The sequence below is a fragment of the Sulfitobacter donghicola DSW-25 = KCTC 12864 = JCM 14565 genome, from assembly GCF_000622405.1.
Classification (GTDB): Bacteria; Pseudomonadota; Alphaproteobacteria; order Rhodobacterales; family Rhodobacteraceae; genus Sulfitobacter; species Sulfitobacter donghicola.
Genome location: NZ_JASF01000005.1, coordinates 252,719 through 274,994, shown reverse-complemented (window position 1 = coordinate 274,994; position 22,276 = coordinate 252,719). Strand labels below are relative to the sequence as shown.

At 56.6% G+C, this 22,276-nt stretch carries 18 protein-coding genes; 11 read left to right on the top strand and 7 right to left on the bottom strand.

The window, feature by feature from the left end; all coding sequences use genetic code 11:
• Positions 1-2: 2 nt before the first annotated feature.
• Together ruvX and ccmI are read right to left on the bottom strand one after the other, a co-directional pair.
• Entirely contained in the window at positions 3-488 is a 486-nt protein-coding gene (gene ruvX / locus Z948_RS0102295) for a Holliday junction resolvase RuvX (RefSeq protein ID WP_025057961.1), read from the bottom strand.
• Positions 485-1,714, bottom strand: a complete 1,230-nt coding sequence (gene ccmI, locus Z948_RS0102290) for a c-type cytochrome biogenesis protein CcmI (RefSeq protein WP_425427100.1) — start codon at positions 1,712-1,714, stop codon at positions 485-487. The genes ruvX and ccmI overlap by 4 nt, the downstream gene beginning before the upstream one ends.
• Before the next feature lie 237 nt (positions 1,715-1,951).
• Between ccmI and Z948_RS0102285 the strand changes: the two genes are divergently transcribed.
• Positions 1,952-3,196, top strand: coding sequence for a sarcosine oxidase subunit beta family protein (locus Z948_RS0102285; RefSeq protein WP_025057959.1), 1,245 nt, complete (start codon positions 1,952-1,954; stop codon positions 3,194-3,196).
• 5 nt (positions 3,197-3,201) lie between these two features.
• Here Z948_RS0102285 and Z948_RS0102280 read toward each other — a convergent pair whose 3' ends face one another.
• Complete coding sequence (locus Z948_RS0102280) at positions 3,202-3,396, bottom strand: hypothetical protein (protein ID WP_025057958.1); 195 nt, start codon at positions 3,394-3,396, stop codon at positions 3,202-3,204.
• A 50-nt stretch (positions 3,397-3,446) separates the two neighbouring features.
• Between Z948_RS0102280 and Z948_RS0102275 the strand changes: the two genes are divergently transcribed.
• The 5 genes from Z948_RS0102275 to Z948_RS0102255 all read left to right on the top strand — a co-directional run bounded on the left by Z948_RS0102275 (position 3,447) and on the right by Z948_RS0102255 (position 8,648).
• Positions 3,447-3,770, top strand: a complete 324-nt coding sequence (locus tag Z948_RS0102275; RefSeq protein WP_025057957.1) for a sarcosine oxidase subunit delta — start codon at positions 3,447-3,449, stop codon at positions 3,768-3,770.
• A gap of 52 nt (positions 3,771-3,822) precedes the next feature.
• On the top strand, positions 3,823-6,840 hold the full coding sequence (locus tag Z948_RS0102270; RefSeq protein WP_025057956.1) for a sarcosine oxidase subunit alpha family protein: 3,018 nt from the start codon (positions 3,823-3,825) through the stop codon (positions 6,838-6,840).
• Entirely contained in the window at positions 6,833-7,402 is a 570-nt protein-coding gene (locus Z948_RS0102265) for a sarcosine oxidase subunit gamma (RefSeq protein ID WP_025057955.1), read from the top strand. Before Z948_RS0102270 ends, Z948_RS0102265 begins: the two co-directional genes overlap by 8 nt.
• A gap of 76 nt (positions 7,403-7,478) precedes the next feature.
• Complete coding sequence (locus tag Z948_RS0102260) at positions 7,479-7,910, top strand: hypothetical protein (protein ID WP_025057954.1); 432 nt, start codon at positions 7,479-7,481, stop codon at positions 7,908-7,910.
• A 138-nt stretch (positions 7,911-8,048) separates the two neighbouring features.
• Entirely contained in the window at positions 8,049-8,648 is a 600-nt protein-coding gene (locus tag Z948_RS0102255; RefSeq protein ID WP_025057953.1) for a superoxide dismutase, read from the top strand.
• 74 nt (positions 8,649-8,722) lie between these two features.
• On the opposite strand, the gene Z948_RS0102250 is transcribed toward Z948_RS0102255, so the two are convergent.
• The gene (locus Z948_RS0102250) at positions 8,723-9,274 is read right to left on the bottom strand and encodes an LOG family protein (protein WP_025057952.1); all 552 of its coding nucleotides are present in this window, start codon (positions 9,272-9,274) and stop codon (positions 8,723-8,725) included.
• 124 nt (positions 9,275-9,398) lie between these two features.
• Here Z948_RS0102250 and Z948_RS0102245 point away from each other — a divergent pair, with 124 nt between their 5' ends.
• Together Z948_RS0102245 and Z948_RS0102240 are read left to right on the top strand one after the other, a co-directional pair.
• Positions 9,399-10,577 carry a LysM peptidoglycan-binding domain-containing protein gene (locus tag Z948_RS0102245; protein WP_037951712.1) on the top strand — a complete coding sequence of 393 codons (1,179 nt, stop codon included), beginning with the start codon at positions 9,399-9,401 and terminating at the stop codon, positions 10,575-10,577.
• 55 nt (positions 10,578-10,632) lie between these two features.
• The gene (locus Z948_RS0102240; RefSeq protein WP_025057950.1) at positions 10,633-12,483 is read left to right on the top strand and encodes an ABCB family ABC transporter ATP-binding protein/permease; all 1,851 of its coding nucleotides are present in this window, start codon (positions 10,633-10,635) and stop codon (positions 12,481-12,483) included.
• A gap of 131 nt (positions 12,484-12,614) precedes the next feature.
• On the opposite strand, the gene Z948_RS0102235 is transcribed toward Z948_RS0102240, so the two are convergent.
• The 3 genes from Z948_RS0102235 to Z948_RS0102225 all read right to left on the bottom strand — a co-directional run bounded on the left by Z948_RS0102235 (position 12,615) and on the right by Z948_RS0102225 (position 18,247).
• On the bottom strand, positions 12,615-13,079 hold the full coding sequence (locus Z948_RS0102235) for a DUF302 domain-containing protein (RefSeq protein ID WP_025057949.1): 465 nt from the start codon (positions 13,077-13,079) through the stop codon (positions 12,615-12,617).
• A 96-nt stretch (positions 13,080-13,175) separates the two neighbouring features.
• A complete protein-coding gene (locus Z948_RS0102230; protein WP_025057948.1) occupies positions 13,176-17,012 on the bottom strand; it encodes an efflux RND transporter permease subunit in 3,837 nt (1,278 codons plus the stop codon).
• Entirely contained in the window at positions 17,009-18,247 is a 1,239-nt protein-coding gene (locus Z948_RS0102225) for an efflux RND transporter periplasmic adaptor subunit (protein WP_025057947.1), read from the bottom strand. Before Z948_RS0102225 ends, Z948_RS0102230 begins: the two co-directional genes overlap by 4 nt.
• Positions 18,248-18,491: 244 nt before the next feature.
• Between Z948_RS0102225 and Z948_RS0102220 the strand changes: the two genes are divergently transcribed.
• The 3 genes from Z948_RS0102220 (at position 18,492) to der (ending at position 22,223) form a co-directional block, all read left to right on the top strand.
• A complete protein-coding gene (locus Z948_RS0102220; protein WP_025057946.1) occupies positions 18,492-19,175 on the top strand; it encodes a tetratricopeptide repeat protein in 684 nt (227 codons plus the stop codon).
• Between the two features lie 66 nt (positions 19,176-19,241).
• A complete protein-coding gene (locus tag Z948_RS0102215) occupies positions 19,242-20,615 on the top strand; it encodes a PQQ-binding-like beta-propeller repeat protein (RefSeq protein ID WP_025057945.1) in 1,374 nt (457 codons plus the stop codon).
• 108 nt (positions 20,616-20,723) lie between these two features.
• The gene (gene der, locus Z948_RS0102210; protein ID WP_025057944.1) at positions 20,724-22,223 is read left to right on the top strand and encodes a ribosome biogenesis GTPase Der; all 1,500 of its coding nucleotides are present in this window, start codon (positions 20,724-20,726) and stop codon (positions 22,221-22,223) included.
• The last annotated feature ends 53 nt before the right edge of the window (positions 22,224-22,276 follow it).

Here is a 22,276-nt window from a genome sequence, read left to right as displayed (position 1 = left end):
GATCAACTCTCCTGTGCGGCGCGCAGAACACCAATTCGATCCAATACACCCTGAAGAATATAGCTGGCCGCAACGTGATCGATCACTTCGGCGCGACGTTTACGAGACGTATCCGCCTCGAGCAGGGCGCGTTCGGCGGCAACGGTGGATAGGCGTTCATCCCAAAACCCAATAGGCAAATCAGGATGCAGGCGATCCAGATTGCGGGCAAAGGCCCGTGTGGATTGGCATCGCGGCCCTTCCGATCCATCCATGTTAAAAGGTAATCCCAATATCAGACCACCGATATTGCGGTCTGTCATGATCTCGCCCAGACGGGCGGCATCGACACCGAACTTTTTGCGCCGAACGGTTTCCAAAGGCGTCGCAACGGATAAAAAGCTGTCGGTGACAGCCACGCCAATTGTCTTTTCCCCCAAATCCAGCCCGATCAAGGCCCGCATTGAAGGTAGGGCAGCAGAAAACTCTTCTATGGTGTCATAGATCATTCCGCCACTCCTGCTTTGCGGCCTGCCGCATTGATCAGGTCTAGCGCTTCATTGTCATTGGCAAAGGCCTCCAGAGCGTTGGCATGGATGGCTTGCGCGCGCTCAACCTCGCCCAAGACGCCCAAGGAGGAGATCAGGCGCGCCCAATCGCGGGCAGGGCCGCCTTCGGTGGCCAGACGTTCGGATAGGCCTGCGACCATGCCGCCAATCATCTCCATCCGTTCGGCAGGTGTCATGTCTTGGGCGTTTTCCACATCCTCGGCAGAGGGGCCCTTGGCCGCGGCGCTGCCAATGTCAGGGAGCGAATAGCGCACGCCAGCAAGCTGGGCCAAACCTTCGATTTGCTCCAGAATTGGAGGAATCCACGGCGCATCCTCGGGGCCTGCGCGCAAAAGACCATCCCAGATACGAAAGGCCTGATCCGGCCGCCCCGTTTGGGCCAACATCAAGCCGATGTAATAGCGGGCCGATCCATTCTGAGGCTCTTTCACCAAGGCTGCGCGCAGTGACATCTCGGCCTCGGGCGAAACATATCCGCCAGCGGATAGAACCTGTAATTCACCAAAGTCTGCCAGATCCTGTGGCGTGACTTGATCTGCCTTGAGCTTTAGCAGGCGGTTTTGCGCGTCTTTCGCAGCGACAAAGTTACCAATGCGGCGCTCTTGCTGGGCCAACAAGGCGTGGCCTTTTACATCATCAGGGCGGGTGGCGACAGTTGTGCGTAGTTGCTTTAGCAGCTCTTTATAGCGCTCATCCATCTGCGCAGGTTCCACAAACGGGGGTAGGGAGCCTTCGGCGTCGGCCTGAGCGGGGCGGGATTTGCGCACCTCTTCGGCAAAGGCGATCCGGTCCTTCAGCGCCATGTCACCATAACCCGGCGCGCCGAGAAACCAATAGGCGGTGGCACTGCCGATGAGCCCCACAAGGATGATGAACACCGCAGCCTTGGCGGGGGTATTCGCGCGGCTGGTTTCCTCATTGGACTGGGCCTTATCAGCGGCAATCAAACGGCGTGCGATTTCGGCGTGAACCCGTTCGGCATCGGCTTTTTCGATGACACCGCGCGCCACGTCGCGGTCCACCTCTTCTAGCTGGGCACGGTAAACCTCCACATCGGATGCCGCCCGCGATGCGATCTCTTTTTGACCACCTCGGATGACGGCGCGGGCCAAAACGGCACCAACCATAAGGGTGATTGTGATCGCTACGATCCAGAAACTAATCATTCTGCGGGTTCTCCTTGTTGGTTACCATTTAATGGTTGCAGCCGTAATACAAAAGAGGGGGATGCACCGACCGCGACGAATAGACCTGATCTAAATGCCTTTGCTTGCGGCCTATGTCGCAAAATTGATAAAGAATGCCGCGCGGAGTATCCTCTTTTTCGGCCACTCGATCATGAAGGTCGTAAAGGCGTTTGTCCGCCCGAATCCACTCCTGATCTGCCCCCAAGGACACCAGCGATGAAAAAATACTCTGCTTTTGCCGTAGCGCGTGAGGCGATGCGCCACCACACTGGCTGGACGCGTGCATGGCGCGATGCGGCGCCAAAGAAACGTTATGATGCGATCATCGTCGGGGCAGGGGGGCATGGCCTTGCGACGGCTTATTATCTGGGTAAGAACTTTGGCATCACCAATGTCGCGATCCTTGAAAAGGGGTGGTTGGGGGGTGGCAACACGGGCCGCAATACAACCATCATCCGTTCGAACTATTTGCAGGATCCATCGGCTGCGATCTATGAAAAAGCGCGCTCCTTGTATGAGACGATGTCGCAGGATCTCAACTATAATGTGATGTTTTCCCCACGTGGGGTTATCATGCTTGCACAAACCGAACATGAGGTGCGCGGATACAAACGCACGGCACATGCGAACATGTTGCAAGGTGTCACAACCGAATTCATCGGACCCGAGAAGGTCAAACAGCTGGTGCCGATCATCAATCTGGATGGCCCGCGCTATCCAGTTTTGGGCGGCTTGTGGCAGGCGCGCGGCGGGACAGCCCGCCATGATGCGGTTGCATGGGGATATGCCCGCGCGTGTTCAGATATGGGAATGGACGTCATCCAGCGCTGCGAAGTCACGGGCATCCAGTCCGAAGGCGGCAAGGTTACGGGCGTAACAACCACGCGGGGTGATATCGCCTGTGACAAGCTGGGGATCGTCGTTGCTGGTCACTCGGGTCACCTAGCGGAAATGGCTGGTTTCCGACTGCCGATGGAATCGGTTGCGCTGCAGGCTTTGGTGTCTGAGCCGATCAAGCCCTGCATGGATGTGGTGGTTATGGCCAACACGGTCCACGGCTATATGAGCCAGTCTGACAAGGGCGAAATGGTTATCGGCGGCGGTACCGACGGCTATAACAACTATACCCAGCGGGGCAGTTTCCACCATATCGAGGAAACAGTGCGCGCGTTGGTCGAAACCTTCCCCATGGTGTCGCGCCTGAAAATGCTGCGCCAATGGGGCGGTATTGTCGATGTCACGGGGGACCGATCGCCCATTCTCAGTAAAACGCCGGTTGATGGCATCTTTATCAACAGTGGTTGGGGCACTGGCGGGTTCAAGGCGATCCCGGGGTCTGGTTGGGCTATGGCCGAGCTGATGGCAAAAGGCCGCTCGCCGCTTACGGATGCGTTTGGATTAAATCGCTTTACGGAAGGGCGCTTTATCGATGAATCTGTTGCGGCTGGGGTGGCGCACTGATGTTATCAGCGGTCGAAACCGGAAATCCTGCGCGCTGTGGCATCTTCGGCCTGTATCCTCGCAGCCTCGGTATGGGGCGCGTTGCGGGGGCTAAGGTTCAGGTCATGGGCCAGCAGACTGCGTTTTTTGCGCCGCTCGTAAAGGGCGATACCAACCGCGGCGAGCGCGATCAGCGCGATGATCCAAAAAATCCAATTCATCCTATAAACTTGGGGCCGACAGGCCCGTTTTTCAAGATCGGAGCACCTTCATGCTGATCGTATCCTGTCCTTGCTGCGGTATCACCGCCGAGGAAACCGAATTTCACGCCCATGGCGAGGCCCACATCACGCGCCACACCGTTGGCAGCACAGATGACCAGATGGAGACCTATCTGTTCATGCGCAAAAACCCCAAAGGCGTGCATTTCGAACGCTGGCGCCACCAAAACGGCTGTGGCAAATGGTTTCACATGGCGCGTTGTACGATGACGCTGGAGGTTTTCGGCACCTATAGCGCCCAGACATACGGCCCCCCCGAGGAGCTGTTGGCTGAAATCGACGCCAAACGTCCTGGATGGCGGGATAACGCCTGATGCCCGTATTTTCCCTAGTTCCGCACCTAACATTTGCGATGGAGCCCCAATCATGAGCACTCGTCTCGCAACAGGCGGCCGCCTGCTGAACAAATCCAAAGCGGTCAAATTCCGCTTTAACGGCAAACACATGGATGGCTATGAGGGCGATACGCTGGCCTCGGCCCTGTTGGCCAATGACCAGATGCTGGTGGGGCGTTCGTTTAAGTACCACCGCCCACGCGGTATTGTCGCGGCTGGCCCAGAAGAGCCGAACGGCCTTGTAAACTTGGGCGAAGAGGGCAAATTCGAACCAAACGCCCGCGTCACCACAACCGAGCTGTTCGACGGGCTCAGCGCCCAAAGCCAGAACCACTGGCCCAGCCTTGATTTCGACGTAGGGGCGATCAACAAACACCTCAGCCGCTTTTTGCCTGCTGGTTTCTATTACAAGATGTTCATTCACCCGCGCCCCCTGTGGAAACACGTGTATGAGCCGATCATCCGCCACTCGGCCGGTCTGGGCCGCGCGCCCAAGGCACGTGATGTGGACACGTATGAACATTTCTACGCCTTCTGTGACGTGCTGGTCATTGGTGGCGGTGTTGCGGGCCTAGAGGCCGCGCGTGCGGCCGCAATCTCTGGTGCGCGGGTTATGATCATCGAACAAACGCCGCATTGGGGTGGTCGCACGCCCGTTGATGGTGGCGAGATTAACGGCGCCCCAGCCCAAAGCTGGATCGATGCCACCATTGCCGAGCTAGAAGCGATGGAAAACGTCACCATGCGCACCCGTACAATGGGCGCAGGCGTTTATGACCATGGCTATGTGCTGGGGTATGAACAACTCACCGATCACGCCCCTGAAAAGGCGGGCCCACGCCATCGTTTGTGGCGCGTACGGGCAGGGCAGATCATCACCGCTACTGGCGCGATCGAGCGCCCGCTCAGCTTTGCTGGTAACGACATTCCAGGGGTGATGCTGGCGGCCTCATTGCGCGACTACGTAGTGAACTATGGTGTGTCTGCGGGGGATCGCACCGTCGTTGTGACAAATAACGACGACGCCTATCTGACGGCCTTTGCGTTGAAACACGCAGGGCTGGATGTGCCAGCGATTTTAGATGCCCGCCCAACCGCCCAGAACAGCGATGTGATGGAGCAGGCCGAGGCGCTGGGTATTCGGGTGATGATGGGCCACGGTGTTTCGTCGATCAAAGGCGGCAAGCGGGTGACTGGCGTGGCTGTTTGTGCCCAAGCTGGCGAAGGTGCCGTGCTGGAAGAGATTGAGTGCGATGCAATCGCAATGTCTGGTGGCTGGTCTCCGGTTGTACACCTATGGTCGCACTGTGGTGGCAAGCTGACGTGGGATACGAAATACGCCTGCTTTAACCCTGATCCAGACAACCCGCCCAAAGGTGCGGATGGCATGCAGTTTGTCTCAACTGCGGGGGCGGCGTCGGGTCGTTTCCAATTGGATGATGTGCTGAATGATGCCTTTGCTGCAGCAGATGGTGTGCTGCGTTGTGTCGGGCACAAGCTGCCCAAAGCTGCGGCCGCCCCGAAAGGGAACCGCCGCAAAGAGGCGCCCATGGCACCGGTCTGGCTGATGCCTCAAGGTGCCAGCGTAAAGCTGCGCGAAAAGGCATGGCTGGACTATCAGAACGATGTGAAAGTTTCTGATGTACGCCTTGCTGCGCAAGAGGGGTTTGTCTCGGTTGAGCATGCCAAACGTTACACCACTTTGGGTATGGCGACAGATCAGGGTAAATTAAGCAATATCAACGGCCTTGCGACCTTAGCTAATGCGATGGGTGAGGAGATTCCTGCGGTGGGAACCACGACTTTCCGCCCGCCATACCACCCGATCTCGATGGCCTCTATTGGCGGTGAAGCGCGCAATGAAATCTTCCAGCCAATCCGCCGCACAGCCCTGTATGACTGGCACGAAAATAACGGTGCCGTTTGGGAACCCGTAGGCCAATGGCGTCGTCCCTATGCCTATCGTCAGGGGGATGAAACCACCCATGATGCGGTGATGCGCGAAGTGTCAAACACCCGCACCAATATGGGCCTGCTGGATGCCTCGACCCTTGGCAAGCTGATCGTGAAGGGGCCAGACGCGGGCCGTTTCCTTGATATGCTCTACACCAATATGATGAGCACGCTGAAGATCGGCAAATGTCGCTATGGTCTGATGTGTAACGACAACGGCTTCTTGATCGATGACGGTGTTGTTGCTCGCATCGATGAGGACACATGGCTGTGCCACACGACCACAGGCGGCGCGGACAGCATCCATGCCCATATGGAGGAATGGCTGCAAACCGAATGGTGGGACATGAAGGTCTATGTCGCCAATGTGACCGAGCAATATGCGCAGGTCGCAGTGGTGGGCCCGAACGCCCGCAAGGCGCTGGAAAAACTCGGCGGCATGGATGTCTCGAAAGAGGCGCTTGGGTTTATGGAATGGGCCGACGGCGAGATCGGCGGCTTTAAGGTCCGCGTTTACCGGATCTCCTTCTCGGGCGAGCTGAGCTATGAGATCGCGGTTGATGCCAACCACGGGCAGGCCTTCTGGGATGCGTTGATGGCGGCGGGTGCCGATCTGGGTGTTATGCCTTACGGGACCGAATGTTTGCACATCTTGCGCGCTGAAAAGGGCTTCATCATGATCGGTGATGAAACCGATGGCACGGTGATCCCACAAGATTTGAACCTGCATTGGGCGCTGTCCAAGAAGAAGGAAGACTATCTGGGCAAACGCGCCCAGCAGCGTTCGCATATGGCTGATCCAAATCGCTGGAAGCTGGTTGGGCTGGAAACCACAGACGGTTCCGTGCTGCCCGATGGGGCCTATGCCGTTGGTGAAGGCAACAACGAAAATGGCCAGCGCAATATGATTGGCCGCGTGACCTCTAGCTATCATTCGCCGACGTTGGGTAAGGGCATCGCCATGGGCTTGGTCCTGCATGGCCCTGACCGCATGGGCGAAGTGCTGGAATTCCCGGGCACAGACGGCAAAACCTATAACGCGCGCATCGTTGATCCGGTGTTTTACGATAAAGAAGGGGAGAAGCAGAATGTCTGATCCGGTATCCGCATTGAACAACGCCAGCTTCGACGCTGGCATCGCCACCCTACGTGAGCGCGGCCCCGTTGGCATGATTACCCTGCGCGGTGATCTTTCTTCAAAACCTGTGCAAAAAGCCGTCAAAGCCGCATCAGGGCTGGCTATGCCCCAACAGCGCCAATGCCTAACCATAGGCGAAAACAGCATCGCGTGGATGTCCCCTGATGAGCTGCTCATCGTGTGCCCCTATGCCGAGGCGGCAAGCCTGCTGGCGGATATTCAGGGGCGTTTGGCAAATGAACATGCGCTAGCGGTCAACGTCTCGGACGCCCGCGCTGTGTTTGAGGTGAGCGGGCCGAATGCACGTGAGGTCATGGCCAAACTCGCGCCAGTTGATCTGGCACCCAGCCAGTTTACGCCAGAGATGTTCCGCCGAACCCGCATTGCGCAGGTGGCGGCAGCGTTTTGGATGCCAGCTGATGACGTGTTTCATGTGGTTTGTTTCCGCTCGGTCGCGCAATATGTTTTTGATGCGCTCAGCATCGCCGCGCAGCCGGGATCAGAAGTGGACGTGTTCTAAAGCTATCCCCTTGATCTGGTTGACGATCCTTGCCGAATGGGAAAGAAGTGTTCAACCCTAGGTGAGGAATGGCTGAATGTTACGGCAAAGTTTGATCGCAACCCTGATGGTGGTTTCCTTGGCGGCACCTGCCGCCGCAAAAGGGGTGCTGTACGATTGTAAGCTAGACGCAAAACGCGCCAAAGGCTGGGTATCGCCCACGATGGCTATTGTTTTTGAGGATGCTGGCACTGTTAAGGTCGCTGATGGCGCTTTATTGCACTACGTTGGCCACCCCGTCGTGGCGCGAGTGCGTAAATCAGGTGATGTCGCACGTTTGCATTGGAATATTGCCGGTGCCCACGATCACGTAGGACAGGTCATTCCAACCTTTAGCTATACGGCCAAACTGAACCTAAAAACGCTGGGTGTTTCTGTTTTGGCGAAACCTGTAGGCTTTCCCCAACGCTTTACGGGAAAAGGCACCTGCAAAAAACGAAACAGCACCCGAGGTTTCCCAAAGGGATAATTGGGGGCGTAGCTATCAACGGCGCAGGAATTTTGGACTGAACTGCGAAGAAACCCAGTTCTTTACCAAGATGACCTTGACGAAGGTCGGGTGGGGCCGTCATTTAGGGGCAACTGAATTTCAAATATGGAGGCCCCAATGGCTTTTGAACTTCCCGATCTTCCCTACGCCCACGACGCCCTTGCATCCAAAGGCATGAGCGCCGAGACGCTGGAATTCCACCATGACAAGCACCACAACGCTTATGTCGTAAACGGCAACAAGGCGATTGAGGGCACCGAATGGGCTGGTAAATCCCTCGAAGAGATCATCAAAGGCACCTACAATGCGACATCCGTTGCGCAAAACGGTATCTTCAACAACATTAGCCAGCTTTGGAACCACAACCAGTTCTGGGAAATGATGGGCCCAGGCGAATCCGCAATGCCGGGTGAGCTGGAAAAAGCGCTGATCGAGAGCTTTGGCTCGGTTGATAAATTCAAAGACGAATTCAAAGCAGCAGGCGCTGGCCAGTTCGGTTCCGGCTGGGCATGGTTGGTCAAGGACACAGACGGTGGCCTGAAAGTGACAAAAACAGAGAACGGCGTGAACCCTCTGTGCTTTGGTCAGACAACGCTGTTGGGTTGTGACGTGTGGGAGCACTCCTACTACATCGACTTCCGCAATGCGCGTCCTGACTACCTGACAAACTTCCTCGACAACCTTGTGAACTGGGAAAACGTCGCCTCGCGCATGTAAGCGGCTGACGTTAGTCTAAAGAAAAAGAAAGCCCCGCCAGCATCTTGCTGCGGGGCTTTTTGTTTGTTTTGGGGTTAGGCCAGATCAGCCTCGATGGCCTTTAGGGTTTCGGCTGCATCCGGTACCCAGGTGAGATATTCTAACAGGCTATGATCCGCAAAGCCGCGATCCGCAACGTGGTTCATCAATTGCTTTAGGGGGTCCCAGTAGCCATTTGAGTTGACGATATAAATCGGCTTCTCATGTAGCCCGATCTGGCGCCATGTCAGAACTTCAAACAGCTCATCCAATGATCCCGCGCCACCTGGTAACACAACCAAAGCATCGCAGTTCATGGACATCACTTTTTTACGTTCATGCATGGTTTCTGTGACGATATAGCTGGTGAGATCGCTTTTGCCGACTTCCCAATCAACAAGGTGTTGGGGGATCACGCCAAAGGTATTGCCGCCAGCCTCTTGGGCCGCGCGGGCAACGCTGCCCATCAGGCCGACATCCCCTGCACCGTAAACCAGCCGCCACCCTTTGGCCGCGATGCCCGCGCCCATTTGCTCGGCTGCTTGGGTAAAGGCGGGGTCGTCCCCTGCGCGCGAGCCACAGAATACACAGACAGAAAGGTTGGGCATTGAAAGCTCCTGCATCACTTTTGAGAAAAAATTCTGGTCACGATATGGTATTTTGACCCGTGATAGCCTGTCAGCTACAAAGGCTCAACGCACAGCGGATGCGGCTCAACAAGGAAAACGCGAAATGAGCAAACTACTGGCAAGTCTCGGCGGGAACACGGGCGCCTTCATCGCGGGCGGCGGTATGGTCGTAGCCTTGGGGCTGGGGGCCTATGTAGGCTTTGGCGGGATGAACCAAATCGAAGGCGATAACGCCGAGCCTGTCGCCCTTGTTGATACACCCGCCACAACGTCCCAAGAGACACCAGCCAAGCCAGCCCCAGACGGGCAGAGCGCAGAACCTACCGTTGAGGCACAAGCCCCCAGTTTTGACGAGCTGCGGCGGGAAGAGGACGGAACCACCATCATCGCGGGACGGGCCGAGCCGCTGAGCGAGGTGAAGATCATCGTGGACGGAGCCGAGGTGGCAACAGCTACGGCAGATGGCAGCGGTGGCTTTGCGGCAATCACTGTTTTGCCTCCCAAAGACACTGCGCAAATCGTGAGCCTTTCCTCGGAAAGCGGGGAAGAGGGAGGGGATGTCACCGCCTCCTTAGACGAAATTATCCTCGCCCCGTCCCAGCCGCTGGAAACGGGTGTTGATGAACCGGTACAGACGGAGACGGCAACCGTTGAGGACACTGCACCTAGCCAGCCAGCAGATGCGGTGGAGGCCCCGACAGACCTTGCCAGCGACGAAACAGCCGAACAGCCGCAAGCCCCCGTTGAAACCGCAAAAGTGGCTGTTCTGAAATCGGACGAAGAGGGGGTCACCCTTTTGAACCCAGAGCCACCGCAGGCGATGACAGCTGTGGCCTTGGATACAATCGGATATTCCGAGATCGGCGATGTCCAGCTGTCTGGCCGCGCGCAGCCTGATACTGCACGGGTGCGTGTCTATCTGGATAACCGTTCGGTCATCAGCTTGCCCGTTGATGCGTCAGGTCGCTGGCGCGGTGATCTGCCCGATGTTGACGAGGGCGTATATACGTTGCGCGTCGATGAAGTAAGCACCGAAGGCGCGGTGAGCAGCCGCGTTGAAACCCCCTTTAAACGCGAATCCGCCGCCGTTCTGGCCCAAGCGAATGAAGCCGAAGGACCGATTAAATCGATTACCGTGCAAACGGGGGCAACGCTATGGGCTATTGCGCGGGACCGCTATGGCGATGGCACGTTATATTTGCGTGTGGTTGAGGCAAATTCAGCCAGTATTCGCGACCCCGATCTGATTTATCCTGGTCAGGTGTTTGATCTTCCGAACTAAGGTGGTCCTTGCGGGGTAGACAACCTATGTAGGGGGCAACTGCATAGGAAATACCATGACCGCTGACCGAGCCTCCTCTCGCCATACAAATAATGCCGATCATCCTGCTGTTACCGAAGAAGGGATCGCCGCCGAACAAGAGCGCCAGTCTTCGGTGCGGGTGCTGCGCAAGGTAACACCGTTTCTATGGCCTGCGGACATGCCGTGGGTGCGCAAGCGGGTGGTTTGGGCAATGGTCGCTTTGTTCATGTCAAAGCTGGTGGTCGTTACCACACCGCTGTTTTACCGTGATGCTGTGGATGCATTGGCAGGCGAAGGGGCGCCGCTGTTTGCGCTGAGTGCGATCAGCCTGACCATCGCCTATGGCATGGCGCGTCTGATGGGTGTTGGATTTCAGCAGCTGCGCGATGTTATCTTCACCAAGGTTGCTCAACGCGCGCTGCGGATGCTTGCGCTTGAGACGTTCAACCACATCCACCGCCTTTCCATGCGCTATCACATCACCCGCAAAACCGGCGGGCTGAGCCGTATTATCGAACGCGGGGTGAAGGGGGTCGAGTTCCTTTTGAGGTTCTTGTTGTTCAGCATCGGGCCCTTGATCCTAGAGCTGTTGATGATCGGCGTGATCCTGATGGTGTTGTTTGATGCGACCTATCTGCTGGTCGTTGCGGTGACGATTGGCCTCTACGTGTGGTTTACCTTTGCGGTGACGGAATGGCGCGTAAAGCTGCGTCGCCAGATGAATGATCAGGATACTGACGCCAACCAAAAGGCGATCGACAGCTTGCTCAACTATGAAACGGTTAAATACTTTGGCGCCGAGGCCCGCGAGGCAGGGCGCTATGACACTGCTATGGCTGGTTATGAAGCGGCGGCGATCAAGACGAATTACTCGCTTGCGTTTCTAAACTTTGGCCAGTCGGTGATTATCACGGCTGGTCTGGTCGGAGTGATGGTTCTGGCGGCAATTGGCGTGCAGAATGGTACGCTCACCGTGGGTGATTTTGTGATGATCAACGCCTATATGATCCAGATAACCGTGCCGCTGAACTTTCTTGGAACGGTCTATCGTGAAATCCGACAGGCTTTGGTGGATATGGGGCAGATGTTTGATCTGCTGGAACAACCAGCAGAGATCACCGACAAAGAAGACGCGCCCGAGCTGAAGGTCTCAGGCGGGCAGATCAAGCTGGAGAATGTCCGCTTTGGCTATAATGCGGATCGTGAAATCCTGAAGGGGGTGAATGTCACCGCTGAGCCAGGTCAAATGGTTGCCATTGTCGGGTCCACCGGATCGGGGAAGTCCACCATCGGGCGGTTGTTGTTCCGGTTCTATGACGTTCAGGAAGGCAGCCTGAGCATTGATGGTCAGGATGTGCGCGATGTTACGCAAAACTCCTTGCATCGACAGATTGGTGTGGTGCCGCAGGACACTGTGCTGTTCAACGACACCATTGGCTATAACATCGCCTATGGGCGCGATGGCGCGACACAGGCCGATATTGAAGAGGCAGCAAAAGCCGCGCAGATACACGACTTTATCAGCGCCCTCCCTGACGGGTATGACACAGCTGTTGGTGAACGTGGTTTGAAGCTATCTGGTGGCGAAAAGCAGCGGGTGGGCATTGCGCGCACCTTGCTTAAAGATCCGCCAATCCTGCTGCTGGATGAAGCGACCAGCGCGCTGGACAGCGAGACCGAGCATGAAATTCAGGATGCCTTGCGCCGTGCAGGCAAAGGGCGCACTGTTTTGACTATCGCCCACCGCCTAAGCACGATCGCCGAAGCCGACAGGATCATTGTTTTGGAACAGGGCGAAGTTGCAGAGCAAGGCACACATGACGAGCTGCTAAAGAACGGCGCGCGTTACGCGCAGCTATGGCATCGCCAACAGGCCGAGGATTAAGCAAGCCCCCCAGCAGCAGGGCCTGATCCGAATGACAGCACCGCCCAAGGGCGGTGCTGAAAATACTCTTTCGGTTGCATCCGGCCTTGCTACAGCACGCTGGACGCGACCTTGGGTGGGGTGTGGTGGCGTTATTCTGCTGCGACTGCTTTGTTCGTCAGCTTGTCCAGCGCGCCCTTCATCATTTGCAGGTATTTTGCATCTTGGGGGAGGGCGTGGTTTTTCGCCAAGGCGTCAGGGGAGTGGTAGGCGATCCGCACGACGCCTTCAGCGTCAGCATAGGCCAGCACGCGCAGCGGTAGGTCCAGCCCCGCGGTCTGCCCATCAACCATAGCGGGCGAGCCGATTTTTGGGTTGCCGAAAATCAGCAACTCGGTCGGGCGCAGATCAATATCTACCTTTGTTGCACCTGCGCTGTGGTCAACCCGTGCAAAAACGGTTGCGCCTGCGGCAGTTACCGCCGCTTCTAGGCGGTTGAGCGTTTCCGTTACCGAATGGTTGCTGACTTTTTCGATCAGGGCATCTTGGGCGAGGGCGCTGGTCGCAGCCAAGCCAAGAGACAGTGCCGTTGTGAGGCCGAGTAATTTACGAAACATCTATGAATCCTTTTCCAATCAGTGAGATCGTTCTCCATAGCATAAGGCCTCTTGCAATCTAAGCGAGAGGCCTTTTGTCACAATGGAGTGAGTGAGTTACTCTGCCGCAGGTGCAGGTTTTGGTCCATCTGGGTCGCCCCAGCTGTCATCGCTCCAGATCAGCTCTTCTGTGCCTGAACGGCGTGCATTGCGATGCAAGGCCCAGTCTTGGGCCGCGCGGCTGGCGCGCCCCATCGACATACGGGCCAAGAGGCGTGCGATCCATTCGGCATAGGTTGTTGCCCAAACCCGAACCGCCAAAAGCGACGGTGTGAGCACCAGCGTCAGGACCGTTGCAATGCCAAGGCCAAACACAACGGCCGTTGCCAGCTGCTTCCACCAAAGGGCGGTTGGGCTATCAATGGTATAGCCGCCTTCGGCGAAATCCAGAGACAGGCCAAACATCATCGGCGCAAGGCCAGCCATCGTGGTGATCGTGGTCAACAAAACCGGACGGATACGCGCCTGAGCAGTGCGGATGATCGCTTCGATCCGCGGCATGTACTGGCTAAACTCCTGATAGGTGTCGATCAGAATGATGTTGTTATTCACAACAATACCAGCAAGCGCGACAATCCCCGTACCAGTCATGATGATCGAGAATGTCTGCTCCATCACCAACATACCAATCAGGACACCGGCAGTAGACAGAACCACCGCAAGCAGAACCAGAACGGCGTTATAGAACGAGTTGAACTGCGCCAGCAGAATGATGAACATCAGCCCCAATGCAGCCGTAAAGGCAGATTGCAGGAAGGCACCGCTTTCGGCCTGATCTTCCTGATCGCCTGTCCATTCATAGGTGACGCCATCGGGCAGGTCGGCGCCCTCGATCCATTTTGTGATCTCTGCAATCCGTTCGTTGGCATTTACAGGAACCAACCGCAGTTTTTGGGCGTCATAATCGGCCTGTAGGTCGGTATCTTGCGCCGCGCTTGTGCGATCGGCGAGCTTGTATTTCGTCCCATCGGTGGCGGTGAAATCAGCGTCTTCACCCGCTGGGCGCAAGGTGCCCATGGTAACCTCTGGAGCGTCGTCGGATCCTGTGTTCACGGACACGATTTTCATCAACCCCGGTGTCACATCGGCCTTTACATCCATATAGCGTTTTTGGTCGATCCGGCTGATCTCGGCCAGTTTGGGAACGGGGGTGCGCGTGATAAAGTTGGACAGCGGGATAAGCCCATCCAAAGTGCGCACCTTTAGGGTATCCAACGTCGACAGAAGGCGGTCTTCCTCGGGAAAACGAACGCGGATTTCGATCTCTTCATCCGAGCTATCAACCCGCATGGTATCCAGCAGCAAGCCACGGGTGACCAGCTGAACCATCGCGCCCACGCTGAGAACGTCAGCGCCGTATTGCCCTGCTTTTTCAACATCCACATCAATCTGCCAGTCAATGCCGGGAAGAGGGCGGGTATCTTCGATCAGGGTCAGGCCGGGGACCGTGTCAAACTCAGCGCGCGCCATGGTTGTAGAGGTCACAAGATCGGTGAAACTGTCGGATTTAAACCGCAGGTGAACGGGTTTTCCCGAGGCTGGACCGCGATCAAGGGAAAGCACTTCGATCTTGATGCCCGGAATATTTGAAAGATCCTCGGTCAGTTCGGCAATGACGATATCGCCATCCAGTTCGGGCTGTAGGGCGCGATCCTCCCATGGGATGGTTTCAATCTGAATCTGCCCGACTAGGTCTTTTGGGGCTTGGCTGCCGCCCGTGTTGCTGTCCAGCCCGCCTTCACCGGCAAAGGCAAACGCTGTTGCGATGCCGGGATGGTCCAGAACCACTTGTTCGGCCTGACGCAGCAGATCGTCTTTTTCATTCAGGGACAGGTTCCCGCGCGCCAAAACATAGACAATCGCCTGCTCGGGTTCGGATTCCACAAAGAACTCAACGCCCTTTGAGTTATTGGAAAAGAAGATCAACGTGGTGCCGACAAAGACAAATACGATCCCGCACATCACCAGCGGCATAACCGGATTGCCTGTAATGGCTTCGATCACCCGCCCAAAAGGAGAGCGTTTGTAGCCCGCGTAAATCCGGTCAGGTTGTTTTCTGAACAATCGCGAGGCAAGCCAGCGGCCCCATTTCCCCATCCGTGTCAGAACGGCAAAAAGGGTGAGCAGGAACATCAAGAACCCTGCAAGCGCGATCAAAAGAACGACAATCCCGATGACCACAAGGCCGAAAACCTTAATGAAAGTCGGGATCACGGATTTCAACAGATCAAGCCCGTCCATCCCGCCAAACTGCGCGCCGATCCAAGAGAACAACGGGGCAGGAACCCCGGGGCCAGAGGGAGCCAGCAAGGACATCGCGGGAAAGATCATCACAAAGGCAGCAGGGAACAGCAGCAGGTGCAGATACCACGGCAATGCGGCGATCCGCTCCATGTTTGCGGCCATCCATTGCTCCAAACGGCCTGTGACCCCGCCCATAACGGGCAGATAAACCAAGGCCACAATCAGCGAGGCAGAGAGAACAAAGATCAGGGTCACGGGCAGCATTCCCATGAACTGCCCCGGAACGCCCGGCCAGAACAGCATCGGCAAAAAGGCGCAAAGCGTGGTGGCTGTTGATGAAATCACAGGCCAGAACATCCGTTTTGCCGCTTCTACATAGGCTTGCATCGGGCCGCTGCCCTTTTGCTGCTGCTGGTCTGCATATTCGACCACAACAATGGCGCTATCCACCAACATCCCGACGGCAAGGATCAGACCAAACATCACGATGTTCGAGATGGAAATCCCCATCAAGGCAAGGAAGGCGAAACACAGCAAGAAGGACGTGGGGATTGCAAAACCAACCAAAAGAGCCGCGCGAATACCCAAGGCTGCCAAAACGACAATCATCACCAGCGCAATCGCGGTGAACACCGATCCCAACAACTGCTGAACCATACTATCCACAACGCGGCTTTGGTCGTTCGATGTGCCAACTTCAACAGCGGTTCTCAGCTCTTCTGGCCATTGTTTGCTGCGTTCGGCAACCAGCTCCTTAACGGCCGAGGCCGTCTGGATCAGGTTGAACCCTTTGCGTTTTACCACCTGCAAAGCCACCGATGATTCACCGTCAAAACGGGAGGTGCCAAGGCGGTCTTCGAAGGTCAGGTGGATTTGCGCCAGATCGCCCAATGTCACCACGCGGTTGCCATTGGTTTTTACAGGCAGGTCATAGACGTCTTGTGGTTCGTCGAAACTGGAGGGGATTTTCACCGAAAACGTGCCGCTTTCGCTTTCTACTTCACCAGCTGCGATCAGTTGGTTGTTATTCTGCACCGTTTGGATCAGCTCATTGGCCGTCACATCATAAGCTTCGAGTTTAAGCGGGTCGATCAGCACTTCGAGCATTTCATCACGGTTGCCCGCAATGCCAGCCTCTAGAACGGCGTCCATCCCTTCGATGTCGTCCTGTAGCTGTTTGGCATATCGCGCCATTGTGCGTTCAGGCACTGGACCTGTCATGTTCACAATGATGATCGGGAATTCGGAAAAGTTGATTTCATTGATCGAATAGGTTTCCGCCCCATCAGGGAATAGCGCCTCGGCGGTGCCCATCGAATCGCGCACGTCGGCGATGATCGAGGTTTTGTCCCAACCAAATTCAAATTCCAGCGCCAAACCCGCATAGTTTTCAGCGGCTGTGCCTGTCATGGTTTTCAGACCATCCAGATCGCTCAGCTCGGTCTCCATGGGTTTTAGTAGCAGGGTTTCCGCATCAGCCGCAGAAATGCCAGGGAAGGGGACAGAAACAAACAACGCCGGAATTTCGATATCCGGCTCACCTTCTTTTGGGAGCGTGGTATAGGCAAATGCCCCAACGATCAGGCTCAGCAGAATAAACGCGACGACCATGCGGGCGCGGGAAGCTGCCCAATCAACGATACCGGTCATTGGGAGACCTCACGCTGTGTCGGGAGGACTTCGACGCCGGCAATGACGTATTCCTGACCCACAACAATGATATCGGCCACTTCGGGCAGGCCCGTCACCCAAACCCCTTTGGTTGTATCGCGAACCAGCTCAACCGCATGGAAGGAAACGATATTATCTGCATCCACCAGTCGCAGGCCCAATGTGCCTTCGTCATTTAGCGTCAGCGCGCTTTGCGGGACCAGATGCGCCTTTGCGCCATCGGATGCGATGAGGATCTCGGCTGTTTGCCCGTCGCGGATTTTCAGGTCTGGGTTGGGGACTTCAATTTCAACGCTAAAGGTGCGGGTTTGCGGATCAGCCGAGCGGGACAGGAAGGTAACGGTTCCCTGCACATCGCCCCCACCAGCGGCCAGCCGCGCGCCCGCTTTGGCGCCAACCTGAATGCGGTTCACCTCGGTTTCAGGAACAAACCCTTCCAGTTTCACTGGATCAAGCTGAATGATCGTGGCGCAAAGGGCACCAGGCTGCAAAAGCGAGCCGAGCTCGGCTGTGTCGCTTTCCAACAGGCCGCTAAAGGGCGCTTTGATGACCAGTCTGTCCAGTTCTGTCTCGGCGGTTTGAACGGCCGCTTGTGCGGCTTCGATCCCTGAATGCGCAGCGCTGAGGCCTGATTGGGCCGTTGAAACGCCTGCCTCGGCGGCAGCCACCGCCGCATCCGAGCTGGCAACCCGTGTGGTTGAGGCAAACCCGCCTTCATTCAGGCGGGATGAGGCGTTTTGGTTGATTCTTGCTTCTTCCAGAAGTGCGCTTGCTTCCTGAACACGGGCTTCTGCCTCTGGAACGCGGTATCGCGCTTCGGACAATTGGGCAAGCGCCAGCGCAAGTGACGCACCACGGGTGCCTTCATCAAGCTTGCACAAAACCTGACCCTTTTCGATCTGAGCGCCCTTGCGCAGAGGTTCCGAGATCACAATCGCCGAAGTTTCCGACAGTACAGCAACCTGCCGTGCAGCGGCGGTTTGGCCGCGCAGCAGAACCGCGCTGTCGATATTTTGAGACATACGCCGTTCTGTTACGACCTTGACCCGATGATCTGTAACAGTGTCGCCTGCAGTTTCTGTTGCGTTAACAACTGCGCCTTCTTCCCCGCTGCTTTCGACACCAAAGTAACCAAGCAGCGTAGGCCGCTCTAAAATCGCCATGTAAAGTATTACAGCTAAGGCAATAGACGCCAGAATGGGAAAGATACGCATTGGGAAGCCTCGTCCAATAGGGTCAGCCGCGGTTCTCCTTGCGAGAGCATCGGCAATTATTTGCTAGTATGTAGGGGATGCAATCGCGACTTCCCAGTTCTTCGGGAAGAATTTTTACAACTTTTACGGTGAAAGACTGCAAAGCAGGCAGAGAACAGGGAAAACAGGAATGTGCTTGGCCCTTGGCTTGGCTTCTTTGCTTCGTTAAGAGAAGCAAAACCGATTAGGCAAAGGCAATCTCCAGATGAGCGATAGCGACGGATTTATTGAAGAAGTCACCGAAGAGTTGCGCCGCGACCAGATGCTGGCCAAACTCAAGAGATATGGGTGGATCGCTGTTTTGGCAGTGTTGCTCATCGTCGGGGGCGCGGCCTTTTCCGAGTATAGAAAAGCGCAAGCGCGCGCAGAGGCCGAGGCCCTTGGTGACGCGATGCTGGGCGCTTTGGATAGCCCCGAAGCGGCAGAACGTGTCAGCGCGCTGCAATCTGTTGCGGCCAGCGACCCACAGGCAAGCGCTGTTTTGGCGCTTCTTACGGCATCCGAACAATTGGCTGCTGATGATCTGGAAGGCGCGGTCAGCAATCTGAACGCTGTCGCGACCAGCGGGGACATCCCGCAGATTTATCGCCAGATCGCGCAGTTCAAGGCGCTGACCCTACAGGCTGAAACGCTGGACGCCAGCGCGCGCAAGCAGGGTTTTGAGGCTTTGGCCGCCGGAACCGGCAGTTTGCGCCTGTTGGCCCAAGAGCAACTGGCCCTGATTTTGGTTCAGGAAGGTGATGAAGCAGGGGCGATTGAGGCCTATCAAAACATCCTGAGCGATGCTGGCGTCACACCGGACTTGCAACAGCGTGCGTTGCAGGTGATTGTAGCCTTGGGTGGTGAGCCGGATTTAGGCGGCACTGTGACAGATGAAGATAACGGATAAGGATACATTTGACGGGTTCTGAGCAGATGAACCGTACCGTTGGATGTAGACAAAAGTGAGCAGGCAATGACAGATTTTAGCTATTCTTTGCAACGCAAACGTCCGTCAGGGCTGCGCGCTTTGATGTTTGGTATGGTCGGGGTGTCGGTGATGGTATCGGGCTGCACCGAGCCTGACACGGTTTTGCCTGGATATCGCGAAGATGTCCGCTCGGTCCTTCAGAACCAGTCAGATGATCTTGGTGCTGCCGCTACATTCGAGGGCAACCAAAAACGCTCCATTTCACTTCCGGCTGCACGGGCGAATAAGAATTGGGCCCAAACCACGGGGAATGCATCCACACGGGTTAGCCACCCAGCATTGGGTGGTTCGCTGTCGCTGGCATGGGCGGCAGATATCGGGGAAGGTGACAGCCGCAAACATCGGATCACAGCTGTCCCCGTTGTTTCCAATGGTCGTATTTTCACGCTTGATGCGCAGTCTGTTGTGACAGCGACATCCACATCGGGCGCGCCATTGTGGCAGGTTGATCTGCGCCCCGCGCGTGATCAGGCGGGTGACGCCTCTGGTGGTGGTCTCGTTGTTGCGGGTGACTCTGTTTATGTATCGGTTGGTGTTGGCGTTCTGGCCGCATTGGATGTTGCAAATGGCAGCACCCGTTGGACCCAGCAGCTAGACGCAAGCGGGTCGGGCACGCCGACAGTTTCAGGTGATTTGGTTTACGTGACAGCAGGCGATAACACAGGCTGGGCTGTGGATCGTCACAAAGGAACCGTTGAATGGCAGATTGGCGCCTCTGGTGATACCAGCAACATCCTTGGCGCCCCTGCGCCAGCTTTGACAGAGGATTTGGCGATCTTTGCCTTCGGGTCTGGTGAAGTTCAGGCGGTTTTCCGCCGTGGAGGGTTGAGCCGCTGGGATGCTTCTATTTTGGGTAAACGCAGTGGCCGCGCCCTTAGCAATATTTCTGACGTCACCTCTGCGCCAGTTGTCTCTGGTGGGCATGTCTATGTGGGGAACCAATCGGGCCGTATTGCCGCGCTGGACGTCAATTCAGGCGCGCGCGTCTGGACCGCCCGTGATGGTGCAATTGGCCCTGTTTGGCCTGTCGGCGGCAGCATCTTTGCCTTGAATGACCTAAACGAATTGATCCGTCTGGACGCCAATGACGGTAGCAAAATCTGGAGCGCGCCGCTCCCTAATTTTGTAAAGCGCAAGCCGCTAAAGCAAAGCCGCGTCGTTGCGCACCATGGTCCAATTGTCGCCGGTGGGCGGGTTATTGTGGCCTCCGGTGACGGGCAACTGCGCAGCTTTGATCCTACAAATGGCGCGCAGGTCACATCGGTTGAAATCCCGGGCGGGGCGACATCAGCGCCCGTGGTCGCAGGGCGTACATTGTATGTTGTCTCTGCCGATGGGAAATTGCTGGCCTATCGCTAAACACCTCGCCGCAAGCGCATGATCGCTGCATTTAAAGACTGAGGGCTTTCATAGCGCAGCGCTTTGCGGTATGGCGCGTGTCTAACGCCGTTTTCCGGAGCCATCCTGATGTCTTTCACCCTCGCCATTGTGGGCCGCCCAAATGTGGGCAAATCCACGCTGTTTAACCGTCTTGTCGGCAAGCGCCTTGCCTTGGTAGACGACCAGCCCGGCGTGACACGTGATTTGCGTGAAGGTGCTGCGCGTTTGGCCGATCTGCGATTTACCGTTGTAGATACGGCCGGATTGGAAGAAGTCACCGACGATAGCCTACAGGGGCGGATGCGCCGTTTGACGGAACGCGCGGTTGATATGGCCGATATCTGCCTGTTCATGGTGGATGCGCGCGTTGGCATCACGCCGTCGGATTTGGTGTTTGCCGACATCCTGCGCAAACGCTCTGCCCATGTGATTCTTGCCGCAAATAAGGCTGAAGGCAAAGCCGCTGATGCAGGTGTTATCGAAGCCTATTCACTGGGGTTAGGAGAGCCGATCCGCCTATCTGCTGAACACGGCGAAGGCTTGAACGATCTCTATACCCAATTGATGCCGCTGGCCGATGCCTATGCGGAAAAAGCAAAAGACGACTCGCCCGAGGTTGATGTGGATGTCAGCGACGAGGACGAAGACGAAGATGCCGTTCGCGTGCCAACACGCGCGCGCCCCTTGCAGGTTGCTGTCGTTGGGCGCCCGAATGCGGGTAAATCGACACTGATCAACCAAATCCTGAAAGAAGACCGCCTGCTAACTGGTCCTGAGGCGGGGATCACCCGCGATGCGATCTCGCTCACCACGGAATGGGCGGCTGGATTTGATACGGACCCTGTGCCGATGCGTATCTTTGATACGGCTGGGATGCGCAAAAAGGCGAAGGTGCAGGAAAAGCTCGAAAAACTCAGCGTTAGCGATGGGTTGAGGGCGGTGAAATTCGCCGAGGTTGTAGTTGTCTTGCTGGATGCGGAAATCCCGTTTGAGCAGCAGGATTTGCGCATCGCCGATCTGGCCGAACGCGAAGGTCGCGCTGTTGTTGTCGCCGTCAATAAATGGGACATCGAAGAAGACCGTCAGGCCAAGCTCAAAGAGCTGAAAGAAAGCTTTGAACGTCTGCTGCCCCAACTGCGCGGTGCGCCGCTGATAACGGTTTCGGCCAAAACGGGCAGGGGGCTGGACCGCCTGCACCAAGCAATCATGCGCGCCTATGAGGTCTGGAACCGCCGTGTCACCACCGCCCAGTTGAACCGTTGGCTTTCGGGTATGATGGAGGCCCACCCGCCCCCTGCGCCGCAGGGTAAGCGGATCAAGATGCGCTATATGACACAGGCGAAAACCCGACCGCCGGGTTTTGTGGTGATGTGTAGCCACCCTGACAAAGTGCCAGACAGCTACAGCCGCTATCTGGTGAATGGGCTGCGTCTGGACTTTGACATGCCAGGCACGCCGATCCGGCTGTGGATGCGGGGGCAGTCTGATGCCAACCCCTATAAGGGCCGCAAGAAAAACGCCCCCTCCAAGCTGCGAAAACACACCGCAGGGCGGCGCAAGGATCAGGCCACAGGCCGAAATATCTAAAACAAAAGGCGTGCCGTTCGGGCGCGCCTTTTTGTTTGGCATAACAGGTCCTT